Consider the following 22,990-nt stretch of genomic DNA (forward strand, 5'->3'; position numbering starts at 1 on the left):
TAATGACTAAGCAAGCTCGTTACTTAGCGTTGGTGCTTTCAAAAATTTTATCTGCCGATGCGGCAACAAAGCCTTTGTAAAGCTTACCATCAGGCATTTCATAGCGTTGTGCAAACTCGTAGAAGCAGCTTGGAATTGCCACAGTTTCGTCGCTAAACGCTACGTCAGCACGGTCAGCCATCGTTGATGACTGCGCTAAAAATACGTCTGGACCACCTTTAATTTCGCCGCCAGAGGTGTTTAGCACAAAGCCTGCTTCTTTAAGCAATGTGTTTACGTCGGTAAGCTCGTCAGTACGGGTTAAGTGATTAACACTTACCGTAAAGTGGTTTGCACGAAAGCCCCATGCCGCCATCCAAGCCGCGTATTCTGATTCGCTAAGCAGTGTGTCGTATTCTGCTTTAGTAACGTCCCAATGCTTACCCGAGTACAAGAAGTTATCTGCATCCACTACAGACTCAGGCATTTGATCAACCATCTTCTTGATAATGGCTTGAGCAGTTTCAGAAAGCTCATTTACACGAAGCTCACTAATAAATACTTTTGGTTTAGTATCGTCAGGGTGCTCGAAATGCTTTGCAGTAAGCTTTTTCGCTTCAAAGTCATAGTCGCCTTTCGCTTCATAACCCAATGCTAAGAAGTGCGCAGCAAGCTTGTCTAAGCGGGTTTTATCAAGAGCAAAAGTTCGAAAAGCTACATGGTCGTTAACGATGTCGTTCGTGTTTTCTTCACCCGCTAAAAGTGCATGAATTTTATGCGCTGAGGGAGTGATGGTAACGTAATCGTCCCACATGTTGCTAAACAACGTATCGATGTTGCTATGCATGGTGGTAGGGTCCTTTCTGTCGTTGACTATTTTTAAACGAATAGTTCGTATAGGGTTGGTACTAAACTGGCCGACACAAAAATCATGTCGGCCTTTTTGTAACGTGAAAAGCTTGGGTTACATCGACAAGCCTGGGCTTAATTTGCCCGGCATAGTGACTTTATCAAGTTCAACTGACGCAACTGGGTATGCGCAGTAGTCGGCTGCATAAAACGCGCTTGCTCTGTGATTACCACTGTCGCCCACACCGCCAAACGGCGCAGCGCTGCTTGCACCGGTAATAGGTCTGTTCCAGTTTACGATGCCCGCGCGAATGCGTGCGAAGAAGTAACGATAATCTTCTTCGCTGTCGCCCAGAAGACCCGCTGATAAGCCAAAGCTGGTGTTGTTCGCTTCTGCGATAGCTGCGTCAAAATCGCTGTAACGAATCACTTTAAGTAGTGGACCAAAGTGTTCTTCATCAGGCAGTGAAGCAAGCATGTCAGTCACATCAATAATGCCTGGAGTAGCAAAACCTTTGTTTTCGTCTTTTTGTTCAAGGCGAACCAGTACTTTACCACCAAGGTTTTCAAGTTCTTGCTGTGCTTTAACCATAAGTGCAGCGGCGTTACTTGATATCATAGCGCCCATAAACGGCTGATCTTCAGCGTCATAATCACCAACGTTAATATTCTTGGTTACTTCGATTAAGCGAGCAAGAATTGCATCACCCTGTGCATCTGCTGGTAAGAATAGACGACGTGCACACGTACAGCGCTGACCGGACGTTATGAAAGCAGATTGCACGATATCGTGTACTGCCGCATCAACATCTGCCACATTTTTCACGATAAGTGGGTTGTTACCACCCATTTCAAGAGCCAAGATTTTACCTGGGTGACCTGCGAACTGCTCGTGCAAGATTTTTCCTGTGCGTGAGCTACCTGTGAAGAAAAGACCATCGATATCGTTATGCGACGCCAAGGCTTTACCTGTTTCAACTTCACCTTGTACTAGGTTAAGTACGCCCGCTGGCAGGCCAGCAGCATCCCATAGTTTCACCATTTCTTGTGCAACCATAGGCGTCAAATCGCTTGGCTTGAATACAACTGTGTTGCCCGCAATAAGCGCAGGAACTATGTGTCCGTTTGGCAGGTGACCAGGGAAGTTGTATGGGCCAAATACGGCAACAACGCCGTGAGGCTTGTGACGAATGAAGGCTTTACCTACAGGCATTGGGTTTTCAATGTTACCCGTGCGTTCAAAATAGGCTTTTTCAGAAATACCAATTTTGCCCATCATGGCGCCAACTTCAGTGGCAGTTTCCCACTCTGGTTTGCCCGTTTCTTTAGCCATAACTTTGGCAAGGTGCGCTTTAGCTTCTTCTAGCTTAGTGCCGTAAACCTTAATAATTTCAAGGCGCTCTTCAACGGTTTTCATGCTCCATGCTGGAAGTGCAGCACGAGCGGCATTAATTGCGTCATCAATTTGAGCGGCAGTCGCAGACTTACCTTCCCAAATTACTTCGTTTTTTGCAGGGTCAACTGACGTTAAGTCATGACCCTGTCCGGCAACCCATTCACCGTTGATAAAATGTGTATGTAGCATAGTGGGTGTCCTTTTAATCTCTGAATGTAACAGGGGCGAAGCGTACGTGCTCTCCCTCTTTGACATTCAATGCAGCAGCGGCTTGGCGAGATAGTACGGCAACTTGCTTTTCTTCGCTTACCGTCATCTCAGTGGCAACTGCACGAAAATCAGATACTGATGTATTAATGATATAGTGCGTTTGCCCTTGAGCAGCAGCGCTATCGTCAATCAAAACAGGCAGTTTTAAACTCGACTGAGCCGTGCGAATGTGGCTCAAGTTTGCTTCTACCGTCGGGCCTGCGTCGAAGATGTCTACGTAGCCGCGGCAAGAAAAGCCTTCTTCTTCAAGAAGCTGAAGAGCAGGGCGTGTTTTGTCATGGACTTCGCCAATGACTTCTTGCGCTTCTTTGCTAAGCAGATTTACGTATATCGGGTACTTAGGCATAAGTTCAGCAATAAACACTTTATTACCAATGCCAGTTAAGTAGTCGGCAGTAGGAAAATCCATAGAAAAGAAATGGGTTTCCAACCACTCCCAAAACGGTGATCGTCCTTCTTCGTCACTCACGCCGCGCATTTCAGCAATAACTGTCTCTGAAAAGCGTTCCCGGTGCTCCATCATGAATAAGAATCGAACTTTCGAAAGGAAGCGGCCGTTAATTCCACCACGGGCTTGTTCGCGAAGAAACAGCGTACATATCTCAGTAACACCGGTGTAGTCATTACAAAACGTTAGAATGTCTACCGTATTGTGAATGTTAAGCTCGCGTGAGGCGTGCACTACTTTGCTTAGGTGGTAATGATAGAACGCATCGTCTATACCAACAGCCGCTTCAATACCTGTTGTTCCCACTACCTGTCCGGAAGTGGTATCTTCCATTACAAACAAGTATGACTCATCGCCAGGTTCAGTTACGTTTGGTTTGTTAAACGCAGTTTCTGCACGATCAATTTTACGCTGCAGCAACTCGTCGTTGACAGGTAAAGACGTAAAGCCAATACCTGATTCAACGGCGATTTCTTTAAGCGCGTTATAGTCGGCCTTTGTGATAGGGCGAATGATATTCATGTTCGCTACTCGTGTTGTAATTATTCGGCGTTTACAACGGCAGCAACGGCGCGTTCAAAACGTGCAAGACCTTCTTTAATGTCTTCATCAGGGATAACCAGTGAAGGTGCAAAACGAATAACGTTCATGCCAGCAACAAGACACATTAGGTTTTCTTTGGTTGCAGCCATCATGAAGTCACGTGCACGGCCTTGGTATTTCTCATTTAACGCACAACCTAACAGCATGCCTTGACCACGTACTTCTTCAAATACGTTGTACTTTTCATTGATAGCACCTAGTAGTTCACGGAATAGGGCTTCTTTCTTAAGTACACCTTCAAGCACTTCTGGCTGGTTCACGATATCTAGCGCTTTTTCTGCAACCGCACAGGCTAGAGGGTTACCACCGTAAGTACTACCGTGGGTACCAGGCTTTAGGTGTGCAGCAATATCATTTGTTGTTAGCATGGCGCCAATTGGGAAGCCGCCACCGAGTGACTTAGCGGTAGTTAAAATATCAGGTGTTACGCCAAGACCCATGTAGGCATAAAGGTGACCAGTACGACCCACGCCCGACTGAACTTCGTCAAAAATAAGTAGTGCGTTGTGCTTGTCACAAAGTTCGCGAACGCCTTTTACGAAATCTACATCAGGTGGAATAATACCGCCTTCACCTTGAAGCGGTTCCATCATTACCGCACAGGTTTTGTCAGAAATTAGCGCTTCAAAGGCAGCTAAATCGTTGTAGTCACAGTGGTCAACAGCGCCAGGCTTAGGGCCAAAGCCATCAGAGTATGCAGCTTGACCACCCACTGTTACAGTAAAGAATGTACGGCCGTGGAAACCTTTGTTAAAGGCAATGATTTGGTTTTTATCTTCACCGTGCTTATCAAGCGCCCAGCGACGGGCTAATTTCAACGCTGCTTCGTTAGCTTCTGCGCCTGAATTTGCAAAGTAAACTTTGTCAGAAAATGTCGCATCGTTAAGTTTTTTAGCAAGACGAAGCGCCGGCTCATTTGTGAACACATTGCTTAAATGCCAAAGCTTGCTCCCTTGTTCGTTGAGAGCTTTAACCAATTCTGGGTGGCAGTGACCTAAAACGTTTACTGCAATACCGCCTGCAAAGTCGATGTACTCAGCTCCATCTTGATCCCATACGCGCGAACCTTCACCTCGAACAGGTACCATACCTGCTGGGTTATAGTTAGGAACCATTACATCATCAAATGTAGCGCGAGTTACGTTCATCTTTGTTACCTCTGCGTTGGGCGCCAATCACGTAATGTGAGTTTGCTTGTTGAATCAACGAGTACGTTTTATTCGTACTGTGAGTGATAAAAAGCATCAATTGGGCGCATAGAAACTAATCGGATTTGTTTTACAGTATGCCATTTTTTTTAACATTTGTCTTCTATGTAAAGGGCTGTAGCCCTTTATTTATAAGGACTGTGGCTTAATTTGCAGGAAAAGTGAATAACTATTAACTACTGGTCTATATCAATTAGTAATAATCATTTTTTACGCTAAGAAAAGCGCTGCTTGGTGGTTTTATTATGCTTCACGATAATTTTCATGCTGTAGTGGACGATACTCAAGTTACCTTTCAATAGCGCTAAAATCAGTCGAGTCGTTGAGTAATCGTCAATATTTCAGTGTATTTACTATGACTGCTAAATTAAGTGCATAACGAGTGCATGAATATCCACAAAATATTTGAGGTTCTCCGTGTTTTTATGCACGAAATTTGGCCTAAATGAGTGAAAAAGGCAAACTTAGCCTATCTTTCATCTTCGCTTTTTACCAACGGCAGGGTGAAAATATCCATACCTTTAAGTTTCTCAAGTGCACCCGCAGGATAGCGCTGTTCTGAAAAAAGCGGTTTTACCTCTTTTATATCGACGAGCTTCAGCTGGTGTAGCATTCTTATTTGTGTATAAGCGCGAGCTTGATGCAGAATTTTACTTAATGTTTTGGGTTGAGTAGGCTGTTTATCTGCACAGTCTCGCATGGGCTGTGCAATGGGTAAGCGTTTGAAGTGCATCCATTCTAAAATGTCAGCGCTTACCGCGTCGGCGAATTCTTGTTGCAGAGCGATAAGATGGTTAGCCGACGGCGCAATTTTTAATAAAGCCTCATGGCGCTTTTGTTCTTTGTCTTTCTGACACTCCTGTAGTAAATGCAGTTGAATTTTATCGAACAGTTTAAAATAAAGTCGTGTCACGGCACAGCGGCCTAAATTACTTATCATTGCCAGCGTGTACGCTTGATTCTTATTTAGGTCATTCAGTGCAGCTAGGCGCTTTGCAGTAAGCGCAACGCCTGTTGAATAATGCGTTAGTTTTTGTTTGATAAGCGGGTAAGGATCGGTAATTTGAGGCATAGCGCGCTTTAATATCAATGAAGGTATTAGCGTGCGCAAGTTTTCTATTCCCAAAAAGCTTAAAGCGGTGCGCAACGTCTCAACAACGATTATACGCCCTCGCGAATCTTTGCGTCTGAATTGAGGCGTATTTACAACAACTATTAATTCATCATAAAGCCATGGCATGGTGGCGGCTATAGGCTCTAACTTTGAAACTGAGCATGCTTTTACCGATAGAGCATCTAAAAGTTCGCCAATATTTTCAGGTAAGTTAAGCACGTTCTGAACGAGTTCGTCGGTATAACTTAGTTGCTCAGTCAATTCACCAAGTAAAGTCTCGTGAAGATGGTGACTTACAGATTCTAGGTAAGAGGCTTCAGTTTTTTCTTGCAGGCGCTTATTTTCAATTGCGACTTTCTCAACGTGGAGTAAAAGTCTGCGCGCGTCTCCTTGCTCTGACTGTTCGAAGCTAACTTGACCTATCTTTTGCTTTCCTAGCATTTCAAGAACACGTTCGGGTGATATGATCAGATTTTCGAAACGATCATCTATCGTGGGCGGTGTGGTTGCCCCCATTGTCATTTTAAAAGCACTCCTGCTCATAACTTTTCGGTGAACGGCAATATTATCGTACATCAGAGCCTTATAACTTTCGCTACGCTAATGGTGAAAATGATAGCTAATACTTGAAAGTATGGTTTTTGCTCAGCAACGTGAAGTATCGTTTATATTGCTCTCTCTTTAACATTAACTCAGCACAGTGACTGAATTGAATTATCAAAAGTTAAACGAAAAATCAGTGAATTGCGAGTTTAACCGGCTTTCAAGCGTAAGCTTTTATGCTATACGGTGTATCGGCACTCATTTCATTTCCTTAAACCGTTTTAACGCGAAGAAAGGCTTCAAGCACACTATGGCCGTGTTCGGTAAGTAGTGACTCTGGGTGGTACTGTACCCCCCAAATCGGATAGTGGCTGTGCGAAACCGCCATAATTTCTTTCGTGCCCTGAGCGGTTTCACACCATGCATCTACATGCAGCGATGGCGGCAAAGACGTAGGGTTTAATACCAGCGAGTGATAACGAGTTACATTAAACGAACTAGGTAGCCCGTTAAATAAGCCCGTATTGCCGTGTGATAATACGGACACCTTTCCATGCTTGATTTCTTGTGCGCCTGCCACTTCAGCGCCAAATGCTTGGCCGATTGCTTGATGACCCAAGCAAACCCCCAAAATTGGAATTTTACCAGCAAAGTGCTTAATCGCCGCTAGGCTAATACCCGCCTCGTTAGGCGTGCAAGGGCCCGGAGATATAACAAGGTGAGAAGGCGTTATGCGCGAAATATCGTCGATGCTGACAGCATTGTTTCGCACCACTTCGACGTCTGCACCAAGCTCTGTGAAATAGCGAGCAAGGTTGTGAGTGAACGAATCGAAGTTATCAATTAACAGCAACACAGCAGCGTTAATCCTTGGTATTTCTGTAAAACAACGGTTGTAACATGAAGCGTTCTATCAACGCTTCATGTCTTTTTAGTGCAACCTTTAACTTACGGCTTTGGAATGAAACCAACGGCTTTGTAAACTTTGGCAAGCGTCTCTGCTGCACGGGCTGATGCTTTCTCTGCACCTTGGCGCATAACGTCATCAAGGTACGCTCTGTCTGCACGAATTTCCGCGTAGCGAGTTTGAATAGGCTCAAGTAAAGATACCACTGCATCTGCAACATCACCTTTTAAGTGACCGTACATTTTATCGGTATATTCAGGCTCAAGCTCTTTTACGGTTTTACCCGTTGCTAATGAAAGCAGAGTAAGTAAGTTAGAGACACCAGGTTTCTCGGTTGGATTGAAGTAAATATTGGCTTGTTCGTCAGAGTCGGTTACCGCGCGTTTAATCTTCTTAGCCAGTTTCTTAGGGTCTTCAAGCAACCCAATAAAGTTATTTGGGTTGTTATCTGACTTAGACATCTTCTTTTCTGGCTCTTGAAGGCTCATGATCCGAGCACCGAACTCTGGAATATATGGGTCAGGTAAACGGAACACATCGCCATATAAGTTATTCACTCGGGTAGCAATATCACGTGTTAACTCAAGGTGTTGTTTTTGATCTTCACCCACAGGTACCTTATCCGCTTGATAAAGCAAAATATCTGCTGCTTGAAGAACAGGGTAGCTATATAAGCCCACATTTATATTGTTCTCGTTTTTCGCAGATTTATCTTTAAACTGCGTCATGCGGTTTAGCTCGCCCATTTGTGCATAGCAATTTAATACCCAAGACAGCTGTGCATGTTCAGGCACATGTGATTGCAAAAATAACGTACTCTTTTGTGGGTCGATGCCGCAGGCTAGATAAAGAGAAAGGCCGTCTAAACAGGCTTCAGCAAGCTGCTTTGGATCTTGTCTGACCGTAATCGCATGCAAATCGACAATCATGTATAAGCAGTCGTGATCGTCTTGCATGGAAACCCACTGTTTAAGTGCACCCATATAATTGCCAAGGGTAAGTTGTCCTGAAGGCTGACAGCCACTTAATACAACGGGTTTATTGCTCATTTCTATTTACCTGTAATACGTTAAATTCTGTTAAAAAACTAAGCTTGAGATAGCGATAAAAGTTCATCACGCATCTGCGCAATTACATCGCCATAATCGGGTTGAGAAAAAATGGCCGAACCAGCCACAAACATATCTGCACCAGCTTCTGCTATTGCGCGAATGTTATCGACTTTTACGCCACCGTCAATTTCAATTCGAATATCATAGCCGCTTTCTAGTACACGCTGCTTCACCGCACGTACTTTATCTAGGGTGCTGGGAATAAACTTTTGGCCGCCAAAGCCAGGATTCACCGACATTATAAGAATATGGTGTAGTTTATCCATAACATGATCTAAGTAGTGTAGCGGCGTGGCTGGATTAAATACCAAGCCGGGTTTGCAGCCTGCATCAATTATAAGCTGAAGAGACCGGTCTATGTGTTCAGACGCTTCTGGGTGAAAGCTGATATAGCTTGCGCCCGCGTTGGCGAATTTCTCAATAAGATCATCTACTGGCTTTACCATAAGGTGAACATCAATCGGCGCGGTTATGCCGTATTTTCTCAATGCTTCGCAAATCATTGGCCCAAACGTAAGGTTAGGCACATAGTGGTTGTCCATCACATCGAAATGCACCACATCGGCGCCTGCGTCTAATACTTTTTCTACGTCTTCACCAAGTCGAGCAAAGTCGGCAGAAAGTATTGATGGGGCAATTAAAAAGGGTTTCATTGCGTGTCCTTCAAGTCAAAAACAACAAGGTGCGTTGCCACTTACGGTATAAGGTAGCGAAAGTTTACCCAAAACCATGCTTCTTTACTATGTAAAGGGCACATCAAGGATGATTTGACATAAATTTAAGTCAGACAACCGTAAAGCGTGACGCTGCCCAATTTTGGTGAGCCTGCGTTTTGTTGGTGCATTTTTAAACTGCACTTCAACTGATTAAATTACAGAGGTATTAAGTGGCGAATTTATAAATTGTTTATTATCAATGCCTTATAAATAAATTGGCAAGCATTTTTAATGAACCATAAATGGGCATCAACTTTGCGTTACCCAGTCCAAAAAAGAAAACACAGACAGAAAAAACGAATTACAACAAGTTTGAATTTGACTGGAGAACACACATGAAAACATCTACAAAAAGAACTCTACTTGCCGCTGCTATTTCTTCAGCGTGTCTACTAACTGCTATGCCTAGCTATGCAGAAGGTGAATTTACTGCGAATGCTGGCGCGACCAGCAATTACATTTGGCGTGGTCTAACCCAAACTGTAAACGAAGCTGCTGTTCAAGGCGGTATCGACTATGCGCACGAAAGTGGTTTTTATGCAGGTACATGGGCGTCGAACGTAAGTTATGCATCAGATGATATTTACTCATACGAGCATGACGTATATTTTGGTTACTCGGGCGAGTCTGATGGTATTGCTTATGACTTCGGTTACCTGTACTACAACTACGACGCTGAAGCAGAATTTGATTTCGCAGAAATCTATGGCTCAGTTGGCATGGGTGGTGTGAGCGTAACAGTTTACCTACTAGCGCACACTGAAGCTGACGAAGCAGAAGGTCAAGATTTCGGCTTTGGCCAGGCTTACTACGCATCTCTTGACTATACTACAGAAATTTTGAACGGCACTGAGTTGACTCTACACGCTGGTTATCATGACGGTGACTTTGTTGATGCTTTTAACTTTGGCGACGGCACTGATAGCTATGCCGATTACGGCGTAACTATTGCGAAAGACGGTTTTAGCTTTGCAGTGACAGGCACTAACCTAGATGATGTTGGTGCTGACGCATTAGATAACGACGAGTTGAAATTCACTGTAGGTTATTCAGTAGATTTCGAGCTTTAATTTTTCAAAAAGAGTCCGATGGAACGAGCTCTTTATTAAAACGTTGAGTAGTAAAAGCCTAATGCAATTACATTAGGCTTTTCATTTTAAATAGCAACGCATTTTTAACTTGTTCGTTACCTGCTTTTGATTATAATGAGACTAAATTTTAGACGAGTGTAAGGGGTATTCAGGATGAAAGTTCTTCCTTTTTTTGCGATTTGTGGAGCCGTTGCCCTAGTGAGTGTCGCTGTTACAAACCCGCCAAGCTCTCGTTCGTCTGTTTGCGAATTCCAACCTGTTACTGAATTTAACCCTAAGTTGCCAGCAAGCCACATTCAAAATCAATGCGCCCGTCATCAAGAAGGAGTGGAAGAAGTTAGTTGGCTATCGTGGATAGCAGGGAATTCACCGTCCTTCCAGTTTCACTTTTTAGATTTACTAGAGTTGCTTCACAGCGACGATGGTAACCGCGACTTCACTTCACCCTCAAACGATTCTTAAGGGGAAATTATGCAATCTGGTACTGGTTTTTGGTCAGTTCTAGGTAGTGTAGTGGCAAGTTTGTTTGGTGTTCAAAGCCATAAAAATTATGAACGTGACTTTACTAAAGGTACCTTTATCAGCTTTGCTGTTATAGGTGTTATTTTAGTCGTGGTATTTGTGGTATCACTTTTCATGTTTGTAAAGTGGTATACAGGCTACGGCTGATAGCCCCCTCACACTGAGTAAAAGCGCTTCATTGCTTCTAATAGGTGTTCTCTAACCTTTCATCTCGCAATAATTATTCAGCAGAAGCCGACTGAGCTACTTTTTTCTTACGTGTTTTTCGCTTGGGAACAACTTTCGCGGGAGGGAAATAAGCCAATATCTCATCTACTGGCTGTCGCTTCGCGCCATTTTGGCTAATCGAGCGTTTAACTGACAGCATGCTAAAGTCTGCGCCTTGATATAAAGCACGGGTTAGCGGTAAATCGTGGTTTGATATCAACACAGGTATACCACGCTTTTTAGAAGCTCGGGTGGCCAGTTCTGCTAGCTTTTCTTGTGACTCTTGCCCAAAACTTCGTGCCGCATAACTGGTGAAAGCTGCTGTCTTGCTAATAGGTGCGTAAGGTGGATCGCAATAAATAACGTTGCCTCGCCTAGCCCTTGAAAAAACCTTTTCAAACGGTAAGCAGGTAAAAATGGCCTTTTGTGATTTTTCAGAAAACACAAACATTTCGTCTTCTGGAAAGTAGGGCTTTTTATAGCGGCCAAACGGCACATTAAAACGACCTTGTAGGCTATAGCGACACAAACCGTTGTAGCCGTGGCGGTTCAAATAGAGAAAAAGAATAGCGCGATAGTACTCGTCTTGTGTACCGTTGAACTCTTCACGCAGGTCATAATACATTTTCTCTTCATTGCGGCTTCCATCAAAAAACGCACGCGCGTCGTTAATAAGCGCATCGGGTTGCGCTTTTAAGAAGTTGTACAGATTAATGAGATCAGGGTTAATGTCATTAAGCAGGTAACGTTTGTATTGCGTATTCAGAAATACAGAGCCGGCACCAACAAACGGTTCTATAAGTTTGTTAGCTTGCGGTAATCTGGCCTGAATATGCTCAACCAAGCTGTATTTGCCACCGGCCCATTTTAAAAAGGCACGGTTTTTTTTCTGCATCATGCTTAAACGTTACTACCTAGACGGAATGAAGACGGTGGTTTTTCCGTGCGCCGCCGTTCCAAGGGAAAGGGTCGTCTTTATACTTTTATGCTGATCAGTATCAGATATCACCACGCTAAAGGTAGATTGTAACTTTCATCAGTAAAACGGACAACCAACAAGTGTCGCAAGAGTGGAATTTAGCTAAATAATCAGAACTAAATGGTTGTTTTTGACTTTGAATCGGCTTAATTTTGCGCGGTGTCTATTTCCGAGAGAATTTGAGCCCCACGCTTAATAAAAGCATTCTGTTTCCCCGGATATTGGGGTAACGCCGCTCGCGCTTGCTGTGCTTGCGATAGTGAGGGATAAACTTCTCGGAACACAACTACAAACCAGTCGCCACCGTAGCGTTCAGTTTTGTAAATGCGGGTTTGCTCTACAAGATTGTTTTCACGCAAGAACGCATTGAGCACCGACTCGCTTTTCATCGCTAACATCTGGATGGCGTAATCGTTATCGCTAATCCACAGGCCTGGCTGCACTGATGTTTGATTCGTACTTTCGCTACCAGACACTGTATCAGTGTTTTGCGGGTTCGTTACTGCTGGTTGTGCATTATCTTGAGCCCTTTGCTCACTGCTTTCACCTGAATTAGTATCGACGGAGAGAGAATTACCGCTTTGTGGCCTTGAAATAATATTGCTTTTGCTGTCTTCTGATTCAGTTAAAGAGCCTGCGTCAGGCAGCGATGATACTGCGCTTTCCCAGTCGGTAATCAGAGAGTCTTTGTCTGCTGTTTCATTTTTCGCTGGCGTATCAAGGGGTGATTGGCTCGGTGACTCAGGTGTGGCACTTGGTGTCGAGACAATTTCCACATTACCGGTTTGTGCGCTAACGTCACTTTGCATTTCAGCAGCTGTGACTTCTCTGCTTTTTTCCTCGTCAGCAGTAAGCCTTTCGTCATCATTGCCGTCAGCAATTAGCTTGTTATAGGCTGAACCCGGCTGAACCTGAGTTTCCTTAGCTTCAAGAGTTTGATGGCTAATAGGAGAAAAAATAGATGATAGTTTTTCCCCGTATTGCCAATAAATAAGGCCTGAGAATGTGACCAGAAAGACTAGCGCCACACCTAAATAAAACCACTTTGTTTTAAGTGGGTTAGTGAATGTCTTGGTGTTTTCACGTTGTCTATTTTCTAAGTGAGCCTGAAACGCTTCTCTTCGTGACGCGATCATTTTGTCGAGCTCTGACTCGAAATTTGGCTGCTCACTAATGACAGATTGGCTACTAATAATAAGCGGCGTTTCAGTATTTTTCGCAGGAAGCCACTGTTTGGCGCGCTCAGCCCACTCATTATTGGCAAATAAAAGCACGTTCAAATGTTGTTTATTGCCAGCAAATCTACTCTGTAACACCAAATCCCATAGCTCTTGTAACAGAGTATCAGGAAGGTTATGCGCTTGGGTAATAGCGATAAGGATGGGGCCTTCGTGATTATTTAAGCTAGACAGTAATTCGTTGAGGGGGCGAACAAAGCTACCCACTACTTGACCAAGTAGCTGCCGACAAAGCTGTCTACGATAGTCAGACGGCTCCATATTATCTTGCGCGGTTAAATACGCAATTTCGGTATCATCGTGCTGTTGGAAGACAAAGGCTTCAAGGGTTTTTTGCTGTTGAGCAATAGACTCACCGCTGACAAAGATCAGCTGAGAGGAATAGTTAACCAGATATTCCAAACGTTCATGCAGTTCACTTTGCATGGGAGTTTGCCCTTATTCACCGTTGCTTTCAAACTAGTCTAGCAACGCACTTTGTTATTAGTCCCTAAGTCTCGGGAATAATGAAAGGGCACGCTGCCAGTTTTTCGCGAACGCGATTGATTAAGAGAGAATGTCAGTAAGGATGGCGTCGGTGACGTCTTTAGTAACAACCGCTTTGCCAATGCCTTGAGGAAGTACAAATCGAATACTGCCTGCTTCCACTTTCTTATCGCGTTTCATGTGCTTAACATAGTCGTCTTTCGTCATGCTACCAGGCCCTGCAATAGGCAGTGCAAAAGCTTCAAATAGCGCTGACACGCGTCTTGTTTCTGACGCTTCAAACCATGATAATGCTTCAGCAGCTTTACAAGCAATTATAGTACCAGCGGCTACCGCTTCTCCGTGTAGCCAGTTACCATAGCCTTGTTCGGCTTCAATGGCGTGACCAAAGGTATGGCCAAGATTAAGAATGGCGCGTAAGCCACCTTCCCGTTCATCTTTCGCAACAACGTCCGCTTTTATTTCGCAGCAGCGAGAAATGGCGTAAGTAAGGATTTCAGTATCAAGTGACGTAAGTGCATCTACGTTATCTTCGAGCCACTTAAAAAACGGGGCGTCGTAAATAATGCCGTATTTAATGACTTCTGCCATGCCAGCAGCGAATTCTCTTTTCGGCAAGGTACCTAATGAATTGGTATCGATAGCAACATAAACCGGTTGGTAAAAAGCACCAATCATGTTTTTACCAAGAGGATGGTTTACCGCCGTTTTTCCGCCTACCGATGAGTCTACCTGAGAAAGCAGGGTAGTAGGTACCTGGATAAAAGGCACACCGCGTTGGTAGGTGGCTGCCACGAATCCTGTTAGGTCGCCAATTACACCACCACCAAGGGCTATCAGTGTCGTGTCTCTTGCCGCATTCAATTCGAGAAGACGGGTCATGACAACTTCGAATTGTTCTAAATTCTTATACTGTTCGCCGTCTGGCAGAACGATGGTTTCAACGCGAACGTCACCACAAGCTGCTTTGGCGGTTTCTAAGTAAAGTGGCGCAACGGTTTCGTTTGTTACGATAACGGCCAGTGGACCTTTAATATAGGCACTAAAAAGGCCGGGTTGCGAAAGCAGCCCAGCCTCTATCTGTATAGGATAGCTACGTTCTCCAAGTTCCACAGTTAAGGTTGACATTGGCGTAGCACCTCCTATTACATATTTAATTTATAGACCGATTTTACTGATAATTTGATTTGCTACAGCACGCGCGCTCTGGTCGTCTGTATCAACAATGTAATCAGCTACTTCTTCGTAAAGCGGGTTGCGCATTTCTGCAAGATCGCGAAGAACTTGTTCTGGATCTTCGTTTTGTAGCAAAGGGCGACGTTTGTCGCGTTGTGTACGTGCAACTTGCTTATCGATTGTGGTTTGAAGGTAAACGACAATGCCGCGAGCAGATAAACGATTACGCACCGCTTTAGTTACAATAGAACCGCCGCCAGTGGCAAGTACAATACCTTGCTTATCTGTCAAATCGTTAATGACGTTTTCTTCACGATTACGGAAACCGTCTTCGCCTTCTAAGTCGAAGATCCAGGCGATATCTGCACCTGTACGGCGCTCAATTTCCTGATCCGAATCAAAAAAGTCTAGGTGAAGTTCGTCTGCCAGATGTCTACCGATGGTACTTTTGCCAGCACCCATTGGGCCAACTAAAAAGATATTACGTTTTTCAGCCATATTTGCTTATATCACAACTTAATCATGTTAGGGGCAGTGCACTGTTGCCTTACCAGCCTACCCATTGACTCGTGCCTATTTAGTGTCCAATAAGCACCACTCCTTAAACCTCGCTTAAATTTCGAGGCGGGGATTATCTCAGTTTCATGCAAGGCGTTGCAAGTTTTGTTACTAACAAATAGCGTATACCTGTAAATTTAGTGATAAAAAAGGTCTAAAAACAAAAAAAGCGCATTAAGATGCGCGATTTTTGAAGATAAAACTGTTTTTATGGACGTTCAGTTACAATTTTGGGTGTAACAAAAATGAGTAACTCTCTCTTCTGCTGAAGTTGTGACGTATTTCTAAATAAGGCACCCACAACGGGTAAGTCACCAAATAAAGGTACCTTGGATACGCCATCAGAACTTGTTTGCTGGAAAATCCCACCAAGTACAATGGTTTCGCCGTTTTCAACCAATACCTGCGTTTTAATTTCCTGTGTATCGATAGCAACTGCATCACCGGTTGATGTAGATACAGTTTCACCACGGGTATCTTGGGTTACCACTAAGTCCAAAATAATGCGATTATCTGGCGTAATATGAGGGGTAACTTTTAGCGATAGAACCGCTTTTTTAAATTCAACCGATGTAGCGCCGCTTGACGTTGCCTGCACATAGGGTATTTCCGTACCCTGTTCAATATAAGCTTCATGTTGATTGGCCACAGTAATACGAGGACTTGCAATAATTTCTCCTTTGTTTTCCGACTCTAGTGCAGAAAGTTCAAGATCTAATATTGTACCGTCTACTAAGCTCGCAATTTGAAAGCCGATGCTTCCCGCAGCGCTGGTTACAGGCAGGTTCACATTAAGGCGATTATCAATGCTAGGCACTATGCCGCCGGCAATGGTGTCTGCGGCCTCAAGGCTTCCCGACACACCATTATCGTCTTGACGGTCGCTGAAACCCCAACGAACGCCAAGCTGCTCGTCTACATCGTCAAGCACAGTAACCATACGGCTTTCAATCAGCACTTGCTTCACTGGAATATCTAACGCATTGATGGTTTTTCTTGCTTCATCGATAGAGGCTAACGTGTCGCGTATAAGTAGGGTGTTGGTTCGCTCATCTACCGTAACACCGCCACGCTCGGAAAGAATACCGCCTTCGGCAGATTTCAGAATAGTAGCCAATGCAGAGGCTTTAGCGTAGTTAACTGAAATATTTACCGTATGCAAAGGGGCTAAATCTGAGACTTGTTTCTTAGATTGCAACGCTTGAGTTTCACGAGCAGACAATTCTTCTGCCGGCGCAATCAATAAGATGTTGCCCTCTAAACGCTTGTCTAGTCCTTTAACACGCAAGATCATATCTAAGGCTTGATCCCAAGGAACGCCAGATAAACTGATAGTAACATTGCCTGATACTGTGTCTGTCGTGACGAGGTTAAAGCCATTAACTTGCGCAATAATTTGCAAAACTTGTCTTACAGGTACATCTTGAAAATCAAGAGAAATAGGGTCGCCAGTATACTTCTTCTCTGCCTCAAGTGCTTCTTGCTGTTCACTGTCCATCGGTGAAATTGCTACGCGTAATACGCTATCTTTTACCGTGTTTTTGACGGTAACTGGGCCCGAGTAGTTTATCTCAATACGGGCGGCGTTTTCGTCTTCAAAGGTTTCTATGGTCGAAACGATAGTGCCGAAGTCCGCCACGCTTAGTTCTACTAGCTGATCTTCAGCTAATGCAGTATTGGTGAGTGTAAGTGTCACCTTTCCTTGAGATTCAATAAGCTGCGCCTTTGGTGCTGTGCCCACAAATTCTACTAAGGTAACTGCAGTGCTATTTGCTGCTTGGGTAAAGTCTATATTCGTAATGGTGGTAGTTGGGGCCGTTTCACTTCTCTTCGCGTTAGGATCTACCAGTAGTGGCTCTTGTGCTTTGACAGAATGAGAAACCAGAAGGGTGAACGAAAATATTGCAGCGACAACGAAGGCCAGCCAATACCATCTAGGCGCTCTACGATTGAGAGATTTGTTGAAAATATATCGTTCGGCCATGCTTACTCTCCCGCCTTCGATGCTGTAGTCATTGTTGTTGTTTTCCTTTGCCAGCAGCCTGCACCATCAGGTAATAGTTGTTCAATAGTAATTGAGTCGGTGTCAATTTGCATAATTTTGCCATAAAACAATCCGATACGGCTCCCTAATTTCGCTTTATGTAGCGCGCCGTCGTTGCTTTTTAGTAATGCCCATTTCACTCCTTTAACCGCAAAATTGCCGGCAAGCGCGAGGGCATCTACGCCATAGGCCTCCAATGCTTCCTTTGGACGTTGAAAGTTAGGCTGTAGACAATTTTCCACGCGAGCTTTAGCTACCGGGGCTGCATTGTTGCGCGGGCGATCAAACGGGCTCCTAAGTGCGCTTGCAGTGTAACTAAATGGCGGGTGGGTTTTAAACTCTGGGTAGGGCTCGATTTGAGGCTGTGCACGCGATTTCACACTTTGCGTGTAGGCTTGAAGGTCATTCAGTTTTGGCGAGCAGCCCGCAATAAGTAACAAGGCCAAAAGAGAAATAAGTGCACGAATCATTGCTCATCTCCTTCAAAATCAGAGGAGTTTTCAGAACGATAGGTTTTGGCTTGAAGTTTAAGGGATAGCCCGTTGGCTTCCCGTTTAATATCAAAGTCATGCAGAGTAACTATACGAGGTAAGTCCGCCACTTTAGACACGAATTCCCCAAAGTTGTGATATCCGCCGCTGACTTCCATTTCTATAGGTAGCTCAGTGTAGAATTCTTTCGGTACTTCTTGTTGCCAGTTAAGTAGTTCAAATGTCAGACCTGCCGATGTACCGACATAAGTGATGTCGTCAAGCAAACCTGGCGTTTCGTTACTGGTGGGTAAGCTCTTAAGCATGGAAGAAAAATCTTCTTTAATTTTCGCGAGCTGCGCTTCATAAGCTTCTAAATTCGCCGCGATACGGTACTTCGCTTCAAACTGTAGCTTAAGCTCTTGTTCTTTCAGCTCAGCTGCATCCTTGATAGGGAGCTTCGGGCTTACCAACGTATAATAGCTAAGGGCGCCTACTAATATTGCGACGAATGCAGCAACGACGATGCGAACCTCATTCGGCCAAATAGCAATCTGTTCAAAATCGAGTTCGTTTAATTCTTTAAGTTTCGAAACGTCAAACTTCATAATTATGGCGCCTCACTACTAGCGCTTTTTAGGGGAGCAACATTCGGCGCGATAGAAAATGTAAGGGTAAAGTTGCTAATAGCTCTTGCCGCGCTGCTGTCAGACTTAATCGTAGAGAGTTCTGCGCCCACAAATACTTTAGAGTTATCTAAGGCCCGCATAAAATCTGATAAGCGATTATTAGAGTCGCTTATCCCTTCTATTTTGATGCTGTTATTACTTCTTGTCATTGATTCAAACGCCACACCTTGAGGTACCAATTTGGCTAGTTCATCAAACACAATAGGCGCGACATTACGGCTGGCCTGAAGCTGTTCAATTAAGGTCATACGTTGTTCAACAGCGTTCTTTTTGTCTTTTAGTTTCTTGATTTCGCCGATCTGTGCATCAAGAGTTGCGATTTCGCGTTCAAGATATTGGTTACGTGAGTTTTGGTTATTAATCTGCTGGTCGATAGCTTGCCCTATAAACCAAAAAATTAAGCCTACAATAGCCGCAACGGCAATCAAGCCAACTAAGTATTGTTGTTTTTGATGTTGACGTTGCTTTTCTCGCCACGGAAGTAAATTTACATGTGCCATGGCGTAAAGCTCCGGCTCGCCAGACCCGCAGCAATTGCAAGCTGTGGCGCAATTTTGTTAAGTCGAGTAGTGTCAAGTTTTGGGTTTATCGTCATATTGCTGAACGGGTTAAAGCAATCTACCTCAAGGCCTAAGTCTTGTTTCAGAATATCTACCAATGGTTCGATGGTCGCTGCGCCGCCACTTAATAGAATCTTACTTGGGCGCTCTGAATGTAGCGTGCTCATATACATCTGAAGCGCCCGGTTTATGTTCTGCTGAAGGTTAGCTGCAAAGATGGGGAGGGTATCTTCTACCCAGTTGCCTGAAAGCGTGCCGTCTAACAGCTGACGCTCTGCCGCCTCTCGTTCTACCATATGGATGGCACTAATATCATTGATTAATTGGTTAAGCCCAAACGCATGCTCTTTTGTATAAATTACGTCACCATTTTTGATCACGCATATTTGAAGTAGCGAGGCACCCACATTAATGCAGCAAAGTGGCTCATCTTCTGGCTGAGGGGGGTGAAAAAAGTCTAACGCATTACCAATGGCGTAATTTTCCATATCAACAATTTTAGGCTCGAAATTGGCTTCTCTTGTTAGAAGCAAACGGCTATCTACCAAGTCTTTATGAGCAGCGGTCAGCAAGACGTTTACTTTGCCAGTATGGGTTGTACTTGGCCCCATTTCTTCAAAATCTAAATAGACTTCTTCAAGAGGATAGGGAATTAGACTGTCCGCCTCTATTTCTATTTGATTTTCAAGATCATAATCGTTTTGTTCAGGATCCATGTACACGATTTTGCTAATGACTGAAGTTCCTGCCACCGCAACATTCGCCAACTTTAATTTTGTCTTCAGAGATTTGCGAATTTTTTTCAGCGCAATGCTTACCGATTCATAATCTTTGATATCTCGCTCTGAAAAAGCGATCTTAGTGATCGGCTCGCAGGCATACCCTTGAAGGACAAACCCGTCTTTTGATTGTTCTAGCCATACCGCTTTTATTTGACGCGTGCCTATATCTAAGCCCACAATGGGCGGCAGCTTTTTTTTGAACAGCGATTTCATGTGCAAGTGTCCAGTTTCAAAGGTAGTCGCTCTAAAGTACAATATTACTCTATTAGTATTGTGCGTATGGTTCTACAGATAACACATACGTATAGAATATACGTCATTTCAACAAAATGTCTTGGTATCCGTTACAGTGAAGTACATTAAACCACTTATTTTATTTAGCTTTCTATCAGGCCTTCTTGGTTTTGCAGCACTGGTAGGTATTTACTTTTATATCAAACCTGACCTGCCAAGCGTTACTGTACTTAAGGATGTAAGGCTGCAAACCCCCATGCAGATATACACCAAAGACGGAAAACTCATTTCGCAGTATGGAGTTAAACGGCGGATCCCCGTAAAACTTGAGGAAGTTCCACAAGAATTAATTGACGCCATACTCGCTACCGAAGACAGTCGATTCTACGAACACCATGGTATCGATCCCATTGGTATAATGCGTGCAGCAGTAAGTTTAGTCTTAACTGGCGAAAAGCGTCAGGGAGCAAGTACGTTAACCATGCAGCTAGCGCGAGGTTTTTTCCTGAGCCGTGAAAAAACCTATATTCGTAAGATAAAAGAAATATTCATTGCATTGCACATGGAGCAGGAGCTTTCTAAGCAAGAAATTCTCGAACTATACCTCAACAAAATTGAGTTAGGTCATAGAGCTTTTGGTTTTGGTGCGGCTGCTCAAGTGTATTACGGTAAACCGCTTAACGAGCTTTCATTAGCTCAAATTGCTACTATTGCCGGCCTTCCAAAGGCACCATCAGTGCTTAACCCTATCAGCGGGCCGCAACGCTCTGTTGAGCGCAGACGAGTGGTGTTACTTCGCATGCTTGACGAAGGATACATCACTAAAGCGCAGTTCGATGAAGCTGCAAATGCGCCAGTTTCAGCAAAGAAACACGGTGCCGAAATTGAAGTTGATGCCCCTTATTTAGCTGACACCATTTACAATGAAATGGTCGAAATTTATGGAAAAGAAGAAGCGGAAACCGGTGGTTATCAGGTATTCGCTACTGCATCGTCGGACCTCCAACTAGCTGCCCAGCGTGCTGTGGTAAGAAACCTTCATGATTATGATGAGCGTCATGGTTATAAAGGCGCACTCGGGTATTTATGGAATATTCCTAAGCTAGAAGGTAAAGATGACGTAATTCCCCAGCTTTCGCTAAGTTTTGATGTAAGCAATAGAACATCTCGTGAAGAATGGGATGATGAATCACTTATACGAGTGCTTGAAGAAATCCCTCACATCAAGCCTTTGTTACCTTCTGTGGTAACAAAGGTAAATGAACAGTCAATCGATGTGCTTGCCGTAGATGGAAGAACGATTACGGTAGAGTGGGATGGATTGGACTGGGCTAGGCGCTATATTACGGATTTTAGGCAGGGTAGTGACCCTAAAACCGCGTCAGATGTTACCCAAGAAGGGGCGGTAGTTTATATCAGACAGCAAGAAGGGCAGTGGCGCATTTCGCAAATCCCCGAGGTAAGCGGAGCCTTTATTGCACTTAACCCGAAAAACGGCGCGGTTGAAGCCGTGGTTGGCGGTTATAGCTTCTACCAAAGCCAATTTAATAGGGCTACCCAGGCTAAGCGCCAAGTGGGTTCAAACATCAAACCTTTCGTTTATTCAGCTGCAGTAGACAATGGTTACACCCTTGCGTCTATTATCAATGATGCGCCTATTAACCAATGGAATGCCGCTACAGGTGTCGCCTGGCGCCCGCAAAATTCGCCGGCTGAATACGATGGCCCAATCAGAATGCGTAAAGCCTTGGGTAAATCGAAAAACGTGGTATCGGTTCGATTACTTCGTGGTGTTGGTCTTAGAGAAACGGCTGATTATCTAACGCGTTTTGGATTTAATAAAGACGACATTCCGTTAGATGAAACTGTGTCTCTTGGTTCGAGTTCGCACACGCCACTTGAAGTGGTAAGAGGCATGTCGGTCATCGCTAATGGCGGTTATTTAGTAAACCCTCATTTCATAAGCAAGGTACTTGACGAAAACGGTGACGAACTTTGGAAAGCAAACCCTGTGTGGGCGTGTAATCGTTGTGAAAGCCAAAGCGAACAAGAAATTCTGCCTGAAGACGAAGACGCGGATATTGAAGCCTTACTTGCCGCAGAATTAAATCAAGACATTTTGCTTGGTGACGTCGATGGTGATGAAAGCGAAGAAAAAGTGATAGCGCCACAGGTAATCACTGCACAAAACGCCTTTTTAGTAGCAGAGATGATGCGTACAGCGGTTAGAGCAAACGGGAATTGGAGTAAAAAAACCTATTGGCTAGGCACAGGCTGGCGTGCTCGCAATATTCTTCAGCGTACTGATATTGCTGGCAAAACAGGTACAACGAATGATTCACGAGATACCTGGTTTAGCGGCTTCCACAAAGACTTGGTGGCAACTACTTGGGTCGGGTTCGACAATATGGGTCGTCAGTTAGGACGTGCCACGCGTAATCAAAATTTGATTAATAAGGATCCTGAGAAGTTTAACTGGATAGGCAACGCGCTAATTGGTACCGAAGATGGTGCTAAAGCTGCAGGTCCTGCATGGATCAGATTTATGCAATTTGCTTTGAGAGACAAACCGCACACGCCCATGCCCGTACCCGAAAATATAGTACGTGTTCGCATTGATCGTACCAGTGGAAAGTTGACCAGACGAACAGACCATACGACACTATTCGAATATTTCCTGCAAGGTACTGAGCCAACTACTTACGTTCGCGATGACGAAGTGTTAGATCCAGCCACGCAGGACAAGACAACTGCGCCAGAGCCAGAAGAAATATTTTAATTATAAAAAAGCACGCTGTATGCGTGCTGC

The 22,990-nt window shown here is 44.2% G+C and carries 21 protein-coding genes; 4 read left to right on the forward strand and 17 right to left on the reverse strand.

The features are described 5' to 3' along the window. Nucleotides 1–19 precede the first annotated feature (19 nt). From ACXAGV_RS17095 to rpe, 8 genes are all read right to left on the reverse strand, one after another. Nucleotides 20–826 carry a DUF1338 domain-containing protein gene (locus ACXAGV_RS17095; RefSeq protein ID WP_014948018.1) on the reverse strand — a complete coding sequence of 269 codons (807 nt, stop codon included), beginning with the start codon at nucleotides 824–826 and terminating at the stop codon, nucleotides 20–22. A 117-nt stretch (nucleotides 827–943) separates the two neighbouring features. Beyond that, nucleotides 944–2,413 (reverse strand): succinylglutamate-semialdehyde dehydrogenase, encoded by a 1,470-nt coding sequence (gene astD / locus ACXAGV_RS17100; protein WP_474874276.1) that lies wholly within the window; start codon nucleotides 2,411–2,413, stop codon nucleotides 944–946. Nucleotides 2,414–2,426: 13 nt separating this feature from the next. Continuing rightward, nucleotides 2,427–3,464 (reverse strand): arginine N-succinyltransferase, encoded by a 1,038-nt coding sequence (astA, locus tag ACXAGV_RS17105; protein WP_474874277.1) that lies wholly within the window; start codon nucleotides 3,462–3,464, stop codon nucleotides 2,427–2,429. Between the two features lie 20 nt (nucleotides 3,465–3,484). Continuing rightward, nucleotides 3,485–4,693, reverse strand: a complete 1,209-nt coding sequence (locus tag ACXAGV_RS17110; protein WP_474874278.1) for an aspartate aminotransferase family protein — start codon at nucleotides 4,691–4,693, stop codon at nucleotides 3,485–3,487. A gap of 529 nt (nucleotides 4,694–5,222) precedes the next feature. Beyond that, nucleotides 5,223–6,389 carry an HDOD domain-containing protein gene (locus ACXAGV_RS17115; RefSeq protein ID WP_474874279.1) on the reverse strand — a complete coding sequence of 389 codons (1,167 nt, stop codon included), beginning with the start codon at nucleotides 6,387–6,389 and terminating at the stop codon, nucleotides 5,223–5,225. Between the two features lie 292 nt (nucleotides 6,390–6,681). Continuing rightward, nucleotides 6,682–7,266: an anthranilate synthase component II gene (locus ACXAGV_RS17120; RefSeq protein ID WP_474874280.1), complete on the reverse strand. Its 585-nt coding sequence runs from the start codon at nucleotides 7,264–7,266 to the stop codon at nucleotides 6,682–6,684. Between the two features lie 92 nt (nucleotides 7,267–7,358). After that, nucleotides 7,359–8,366: a tryptophan--tRNA ligase gene (trpS, locus tag ACXAGV_RS17125; protein ID WP_334060219.1), complete on the reverse strand. Its 1,008-nt coding sequence runs from the start codon at nucleotides 8,364–8,366 to the stop codon at nucleotides 7,359–7,361. A 38-nt stretch (nucleotides 8,367–8,404) separates the two neighbouring features. After that, a complete protein-coding gene (rpe, locus tag ACXAGV_RS17130) occupies nucleotides 8,405–9,082 on the reverse strand; it encodes a ribulose-phosphate 3-epimerase (RefSeq protein ID WP_474874281.1) in 678 nt (225 codons plus the stop codon). Nucleotides 9,083–9,387: 305 nt separating this feature from the next. Between rpe and ACXAGV_RS17135 the strand changes: the two genes are divergently transcribed. The 3 genes from ACXAGV_RS17135 (at nucleotide 9,388) to ACXAGV_RS17145 (ending at nucleotide 10,905) form a co-directional block, all read left to right on the forward strand. After that, nucleotides 9,388–10,215 (forward strand): TorF family putative porin, encoded by an 828-nt coding sequence (locus ACXAGV_RS17135; RefSeq protein WP_474874282.1) that lies wholly within the window; start codon nucleotides 9,388–9,390, stop codon nucleotides 10,213–10,215. Between the two features lie 174 nt (nucleotides 10,216–10,389). After that, entirely contained in the window at nucleotides 10,390–10,698 is a 309-nt protein-coding gene (locus ACXAGV_RS17140) for a hypothetical protein (RefSeq protein WP_474874283.1), read from the forward strand. 9 nt (nucleotides 10,699–10,707) lie between these two features. After that, entirely contained in the window at nucleotides 10,708–10,905 is a 198-nt protein-coding gene (locus ACXAGV_RS17145) for a DUF2970 domain-containing protein (protein ID WP_474809090.1), read from the forward strand. A gap of 73 nt (nucleotides 10,906–10,978) precedes the next feature. Here ACXAGV_RS17145 and ACXAGV_RS17150 read toward each other — a convergent pair whose 3' ends face one another. The 9 genes from ACXAGV_RS17150 to pilM all read right to left on the reverse strand — a co-directional run bounded on the left by ACXAGV_RS17150 (nucleotide 10,979) and on the right by pilM (nucleotide 20,160). Continuing rightward, nucleotides 10,979–11,863, reverse strand: a complete 885-nt coding sequence (locus tag ACXAGV_RS17150; RefSeq protein WP_474874284.1) for a Dam family site-specific DNA-(adenine-N6)-methyltransferase — start codon at nucleotides 11,861–11,863, stop codon at nucleotides 10,979–10,981. Between the two features lie 227 nt (nucleotides 11,864–12,090). Beyond that, entirely contained in the window at nucleotides 12,091–13,608 is a 1,518-nt protein-coding gene (locus ACXAGV_RS17155) for an SPOR domain-containing protein (protein WP_474874285.1), read from the reverse strand. 120 nt (nucleotides 13,609–13,728) lie between these two features. Beyond that, nucleotides 13,729–14,796 carry a 3-dehydroquinate synthase gene (gene aroB, locus ACXAGV_RS17160; protein WP_474874286.1) on the reverse strand — a complete coding sequence of 356 codons (1,068 nt, stop codon included), beginning with the start codon at nucleotides 14,794–14,796 and terminating at the stop codon, nucleotides 13,729–13,731. Nucleotides 14,797–14,826: 30 nt separating this feature from the next. Continuing rightward, nucleotides 14,827–15,342, reverse strand: coding sequence for a shikimate kinase AroK (gene aroK / locus ACXAGV_RS17165; RefSeq protein WP_118490478.1), 516 nt, complete (start codon nucleotides 15,340–15,342; stop codon nucleotides 14,827–14,829). 268 nt (nucleotides 15,343–15,610) lie between these two features. Next, nucleotides 15,611–17,386, reverse strand: a complete 1,776-nt coding sequence (locus ACXAGV_RS17170; protein WP_474874287.1) for a type IV pilus secretin PilQ — start codon at nucleotides 17,384–17,386, stop codon at nucleotides 15,611–15,613. Between the two features lie 2 nt (nucleotides 17,387–17,388). Next, complete coding sequence (locus ACXAGV_RS17175; protein WP_474874288.1) at nucleotides 17,389–17,916, reverse strand: pilus assembly protein PilP; 528 nt, start codon at nucleotides 17,914–17,916, stop codon at nucleotides 17,389–17,391. Further along, nucleotides 17,913–18,524, reverse strand: a complete 612-nt coding sequence (locus ACXAGV_RS17180; RefSeq protein ID WP_474874289.1) for a type IV pilus inner membrane component PilO — start codon at nucleotides 18,522–18,524, stop codon at nucleotides 17,913–17,915. The genes ACXAGV_RS17175 and ACXAGV_RS17180 overlap by 4 nt, the downstream gene beginning before the upstream one ends. 2 nt (nucleotides 18,525–18,526) lie before the next feature. Further along, nucleotides 18,527–19,105, reverse strand: a complete 579-nt coding sequence (locus ACXAGV_RS17185) for a PilN domain-containing protein (protein WP_474874290.1) — start codon at nucleotides 19,103–19,105, stop codon at nucleotides 18,527–18,529. Next, entirely contained in the window at nucleotides 19,093–20,160 is a 1,068-nt protein-coding gene (gene pilM, locus ACXAGV_RS17190; RefSeq protein ID WP_474874291.1) for a type IV pilus assembly protein PilM, read from the reverse strand. Before pilM ends, ACXAGV_RS17185 begins: the two co-directional genes overlap by 13 nt. Before the next feature lie 136 nt (nucleotides 20,161–20,296). On the opposite strand from pilM, the gene ACXAGV_RS17195 reads away from it, so the two are divergent. Continuing rightward, nucleotides 20,297–22,960 carry a penicillin-binding protein 1A gene (locus ACXAGV_RS17195; protein WP_474874292.1) on the forward strand — a complete coding sequence of 888 codons (2,664 nt, stop codon included), beginning with the start codon at nucleotides 20,297–20,299 and terminating at the stop codon, nucleotides 22,958–22,960. Nucleotides 22,961–22,990 lie beyond the last annotated feature (30 nt).

This window comes from Alteromonas sp. ABH4_453, assembly GCF_056160665.1.

Excerpts from the sequence above, each read along its gene's own strand:
- ACXAGV_RS17095 (WP_014948018.1), bottom strand. The coding sequence starts at position 826 with ATGCATAGCAACATCGATACGTTGTTTAGCAACATGTGGGACGATTAC.
- astD (WP_474874276.1), bottom strand. The coding sequence starts at position 2,413 with ATGCTACATACACATTTTATCAACGGTGAATGGGTTGCCGGACAGGGT.
- astA (WP_474874277.1), bottom strand. The coding sequence starts at position 3,464 with ATGAATATCATTCGCCCTATCACAAAGGCCGACTATAACGCGCTTAAA.
- ACXAGV_RS17110 (WP_474874278.1), bottom strand. The coding sequence starts at position 4,693 with ATGAACGTAACTCGCGCTACATTTGATGATGTAATGGTTCCTAACTAT.
- ACXAGV_RS17115 (WP_474874279.1), bottom strand. The coding sequence starts at position 6,389 with ATGACAATGGGGGCAACCACACCGCCCACGATAGATGATCGTTTCGAA.
- trpS (WP_334060219.1), bottom strand. The coding sequence starts at position 8,366 with ATGAGCAATAAACCCGTTGTATTAAGTGGCTGTCAGCCTTCAGGACAA.
- rpe (WP_474874281.1), bottom strand. The coding sequence starts at position 9,082 with ATGAAACCCTTTTTAATTGCCCCATCAATACTTTCTGCCGACTTTGCT.
- ACXAGV_RS17135 (WP_474874282.1), top strand. The coding sequence starts at position 9,388 with ATGGGCATCAACTTTGCGTTACCCAGTCCAAAAAAGAAAACACAGACA.
- ACXAGV_RS17140 (WP_474874283.1), top strand. The coding sequence starts at position 10,390 with ATGAAAGTTCTTCCTTTTTTTGCGATTTGTGGAGCCGTTGCCCTAGTG.
- ACXAGV_RS17145 (WP_474809090.1), top strand. The coding sequence starts at position 10,708 with ATGCAATCTGGTACTGGTTTTTGGTCAGTTCTAGGTAGTGTAGTGGCA.
- ACXAGV_RS17150 (WP_474874284.1), bottom strand. The coding sequence starts at position 11,863 with ATGATGCAGAAAAAAAACCGTGCCTTTTTAAAATGGGCCGGTGGCAAA.
- ACXAGV_RS17155 (WP_474874285.1), bottom strand. The coding sequence starts at position 13,608 with ATGCAAAGTGAACTGCATGAACGTTTGGAATATCTGGTTAACTATTCC.
- aroB (WP_474874286.1), bottom strand. The coding sequence starts at position 14,796 with ATGTCAACCTTAACTGTGGAACTTGGAGAACGTAGCTATCCTATACAG.
- aroK (WP_118490478.1), bottom strand. The coding sequence starts at position 15,342 with ATGGCTGAAAAACGTAATATCTTTTTAGTTGGCCCAATGGGTGCTGGC.
- ACXAGV_RS17170 (WP_474874287.1), bottom strand. The coding sequence starts at position 17,386 with ATGGCCGAACGATATATTTTCAACAAATCTCTCAATCGTAGAGCGCCT.
- ACXAGV_RS17175 (WP_474874288.1), bottom strand. The coding sequence starts at position 17,916 with ATGATTCGTGCACTTATTTCTCTTTTGGCCTTGTTACTTATTGCGGGC.
- ACXAGV_RS17180 (WP_474874289.1), bottom strand. The coding sequence starts at position 18,524 with ATGAAGTTTGACGTTTCGAAACTTAAAGAATTAAACGAACTCGATTTT.
- ACXAGV_RS17185 (WP_474874290.1), bottom strand. The coding sequence starts at position 19,105 with ATGGCACATGTAAATTTACTTCCGTGGCGAGAAAAGCAACGTCAACAT.
- pilM (WP_474874291.1), bottom strand. The coding sequence starts at position 20,160 with ATGAAATCGCTGTTCAAAAAAAAGCTGCCGCCCATTGTGGGCTTAGAT.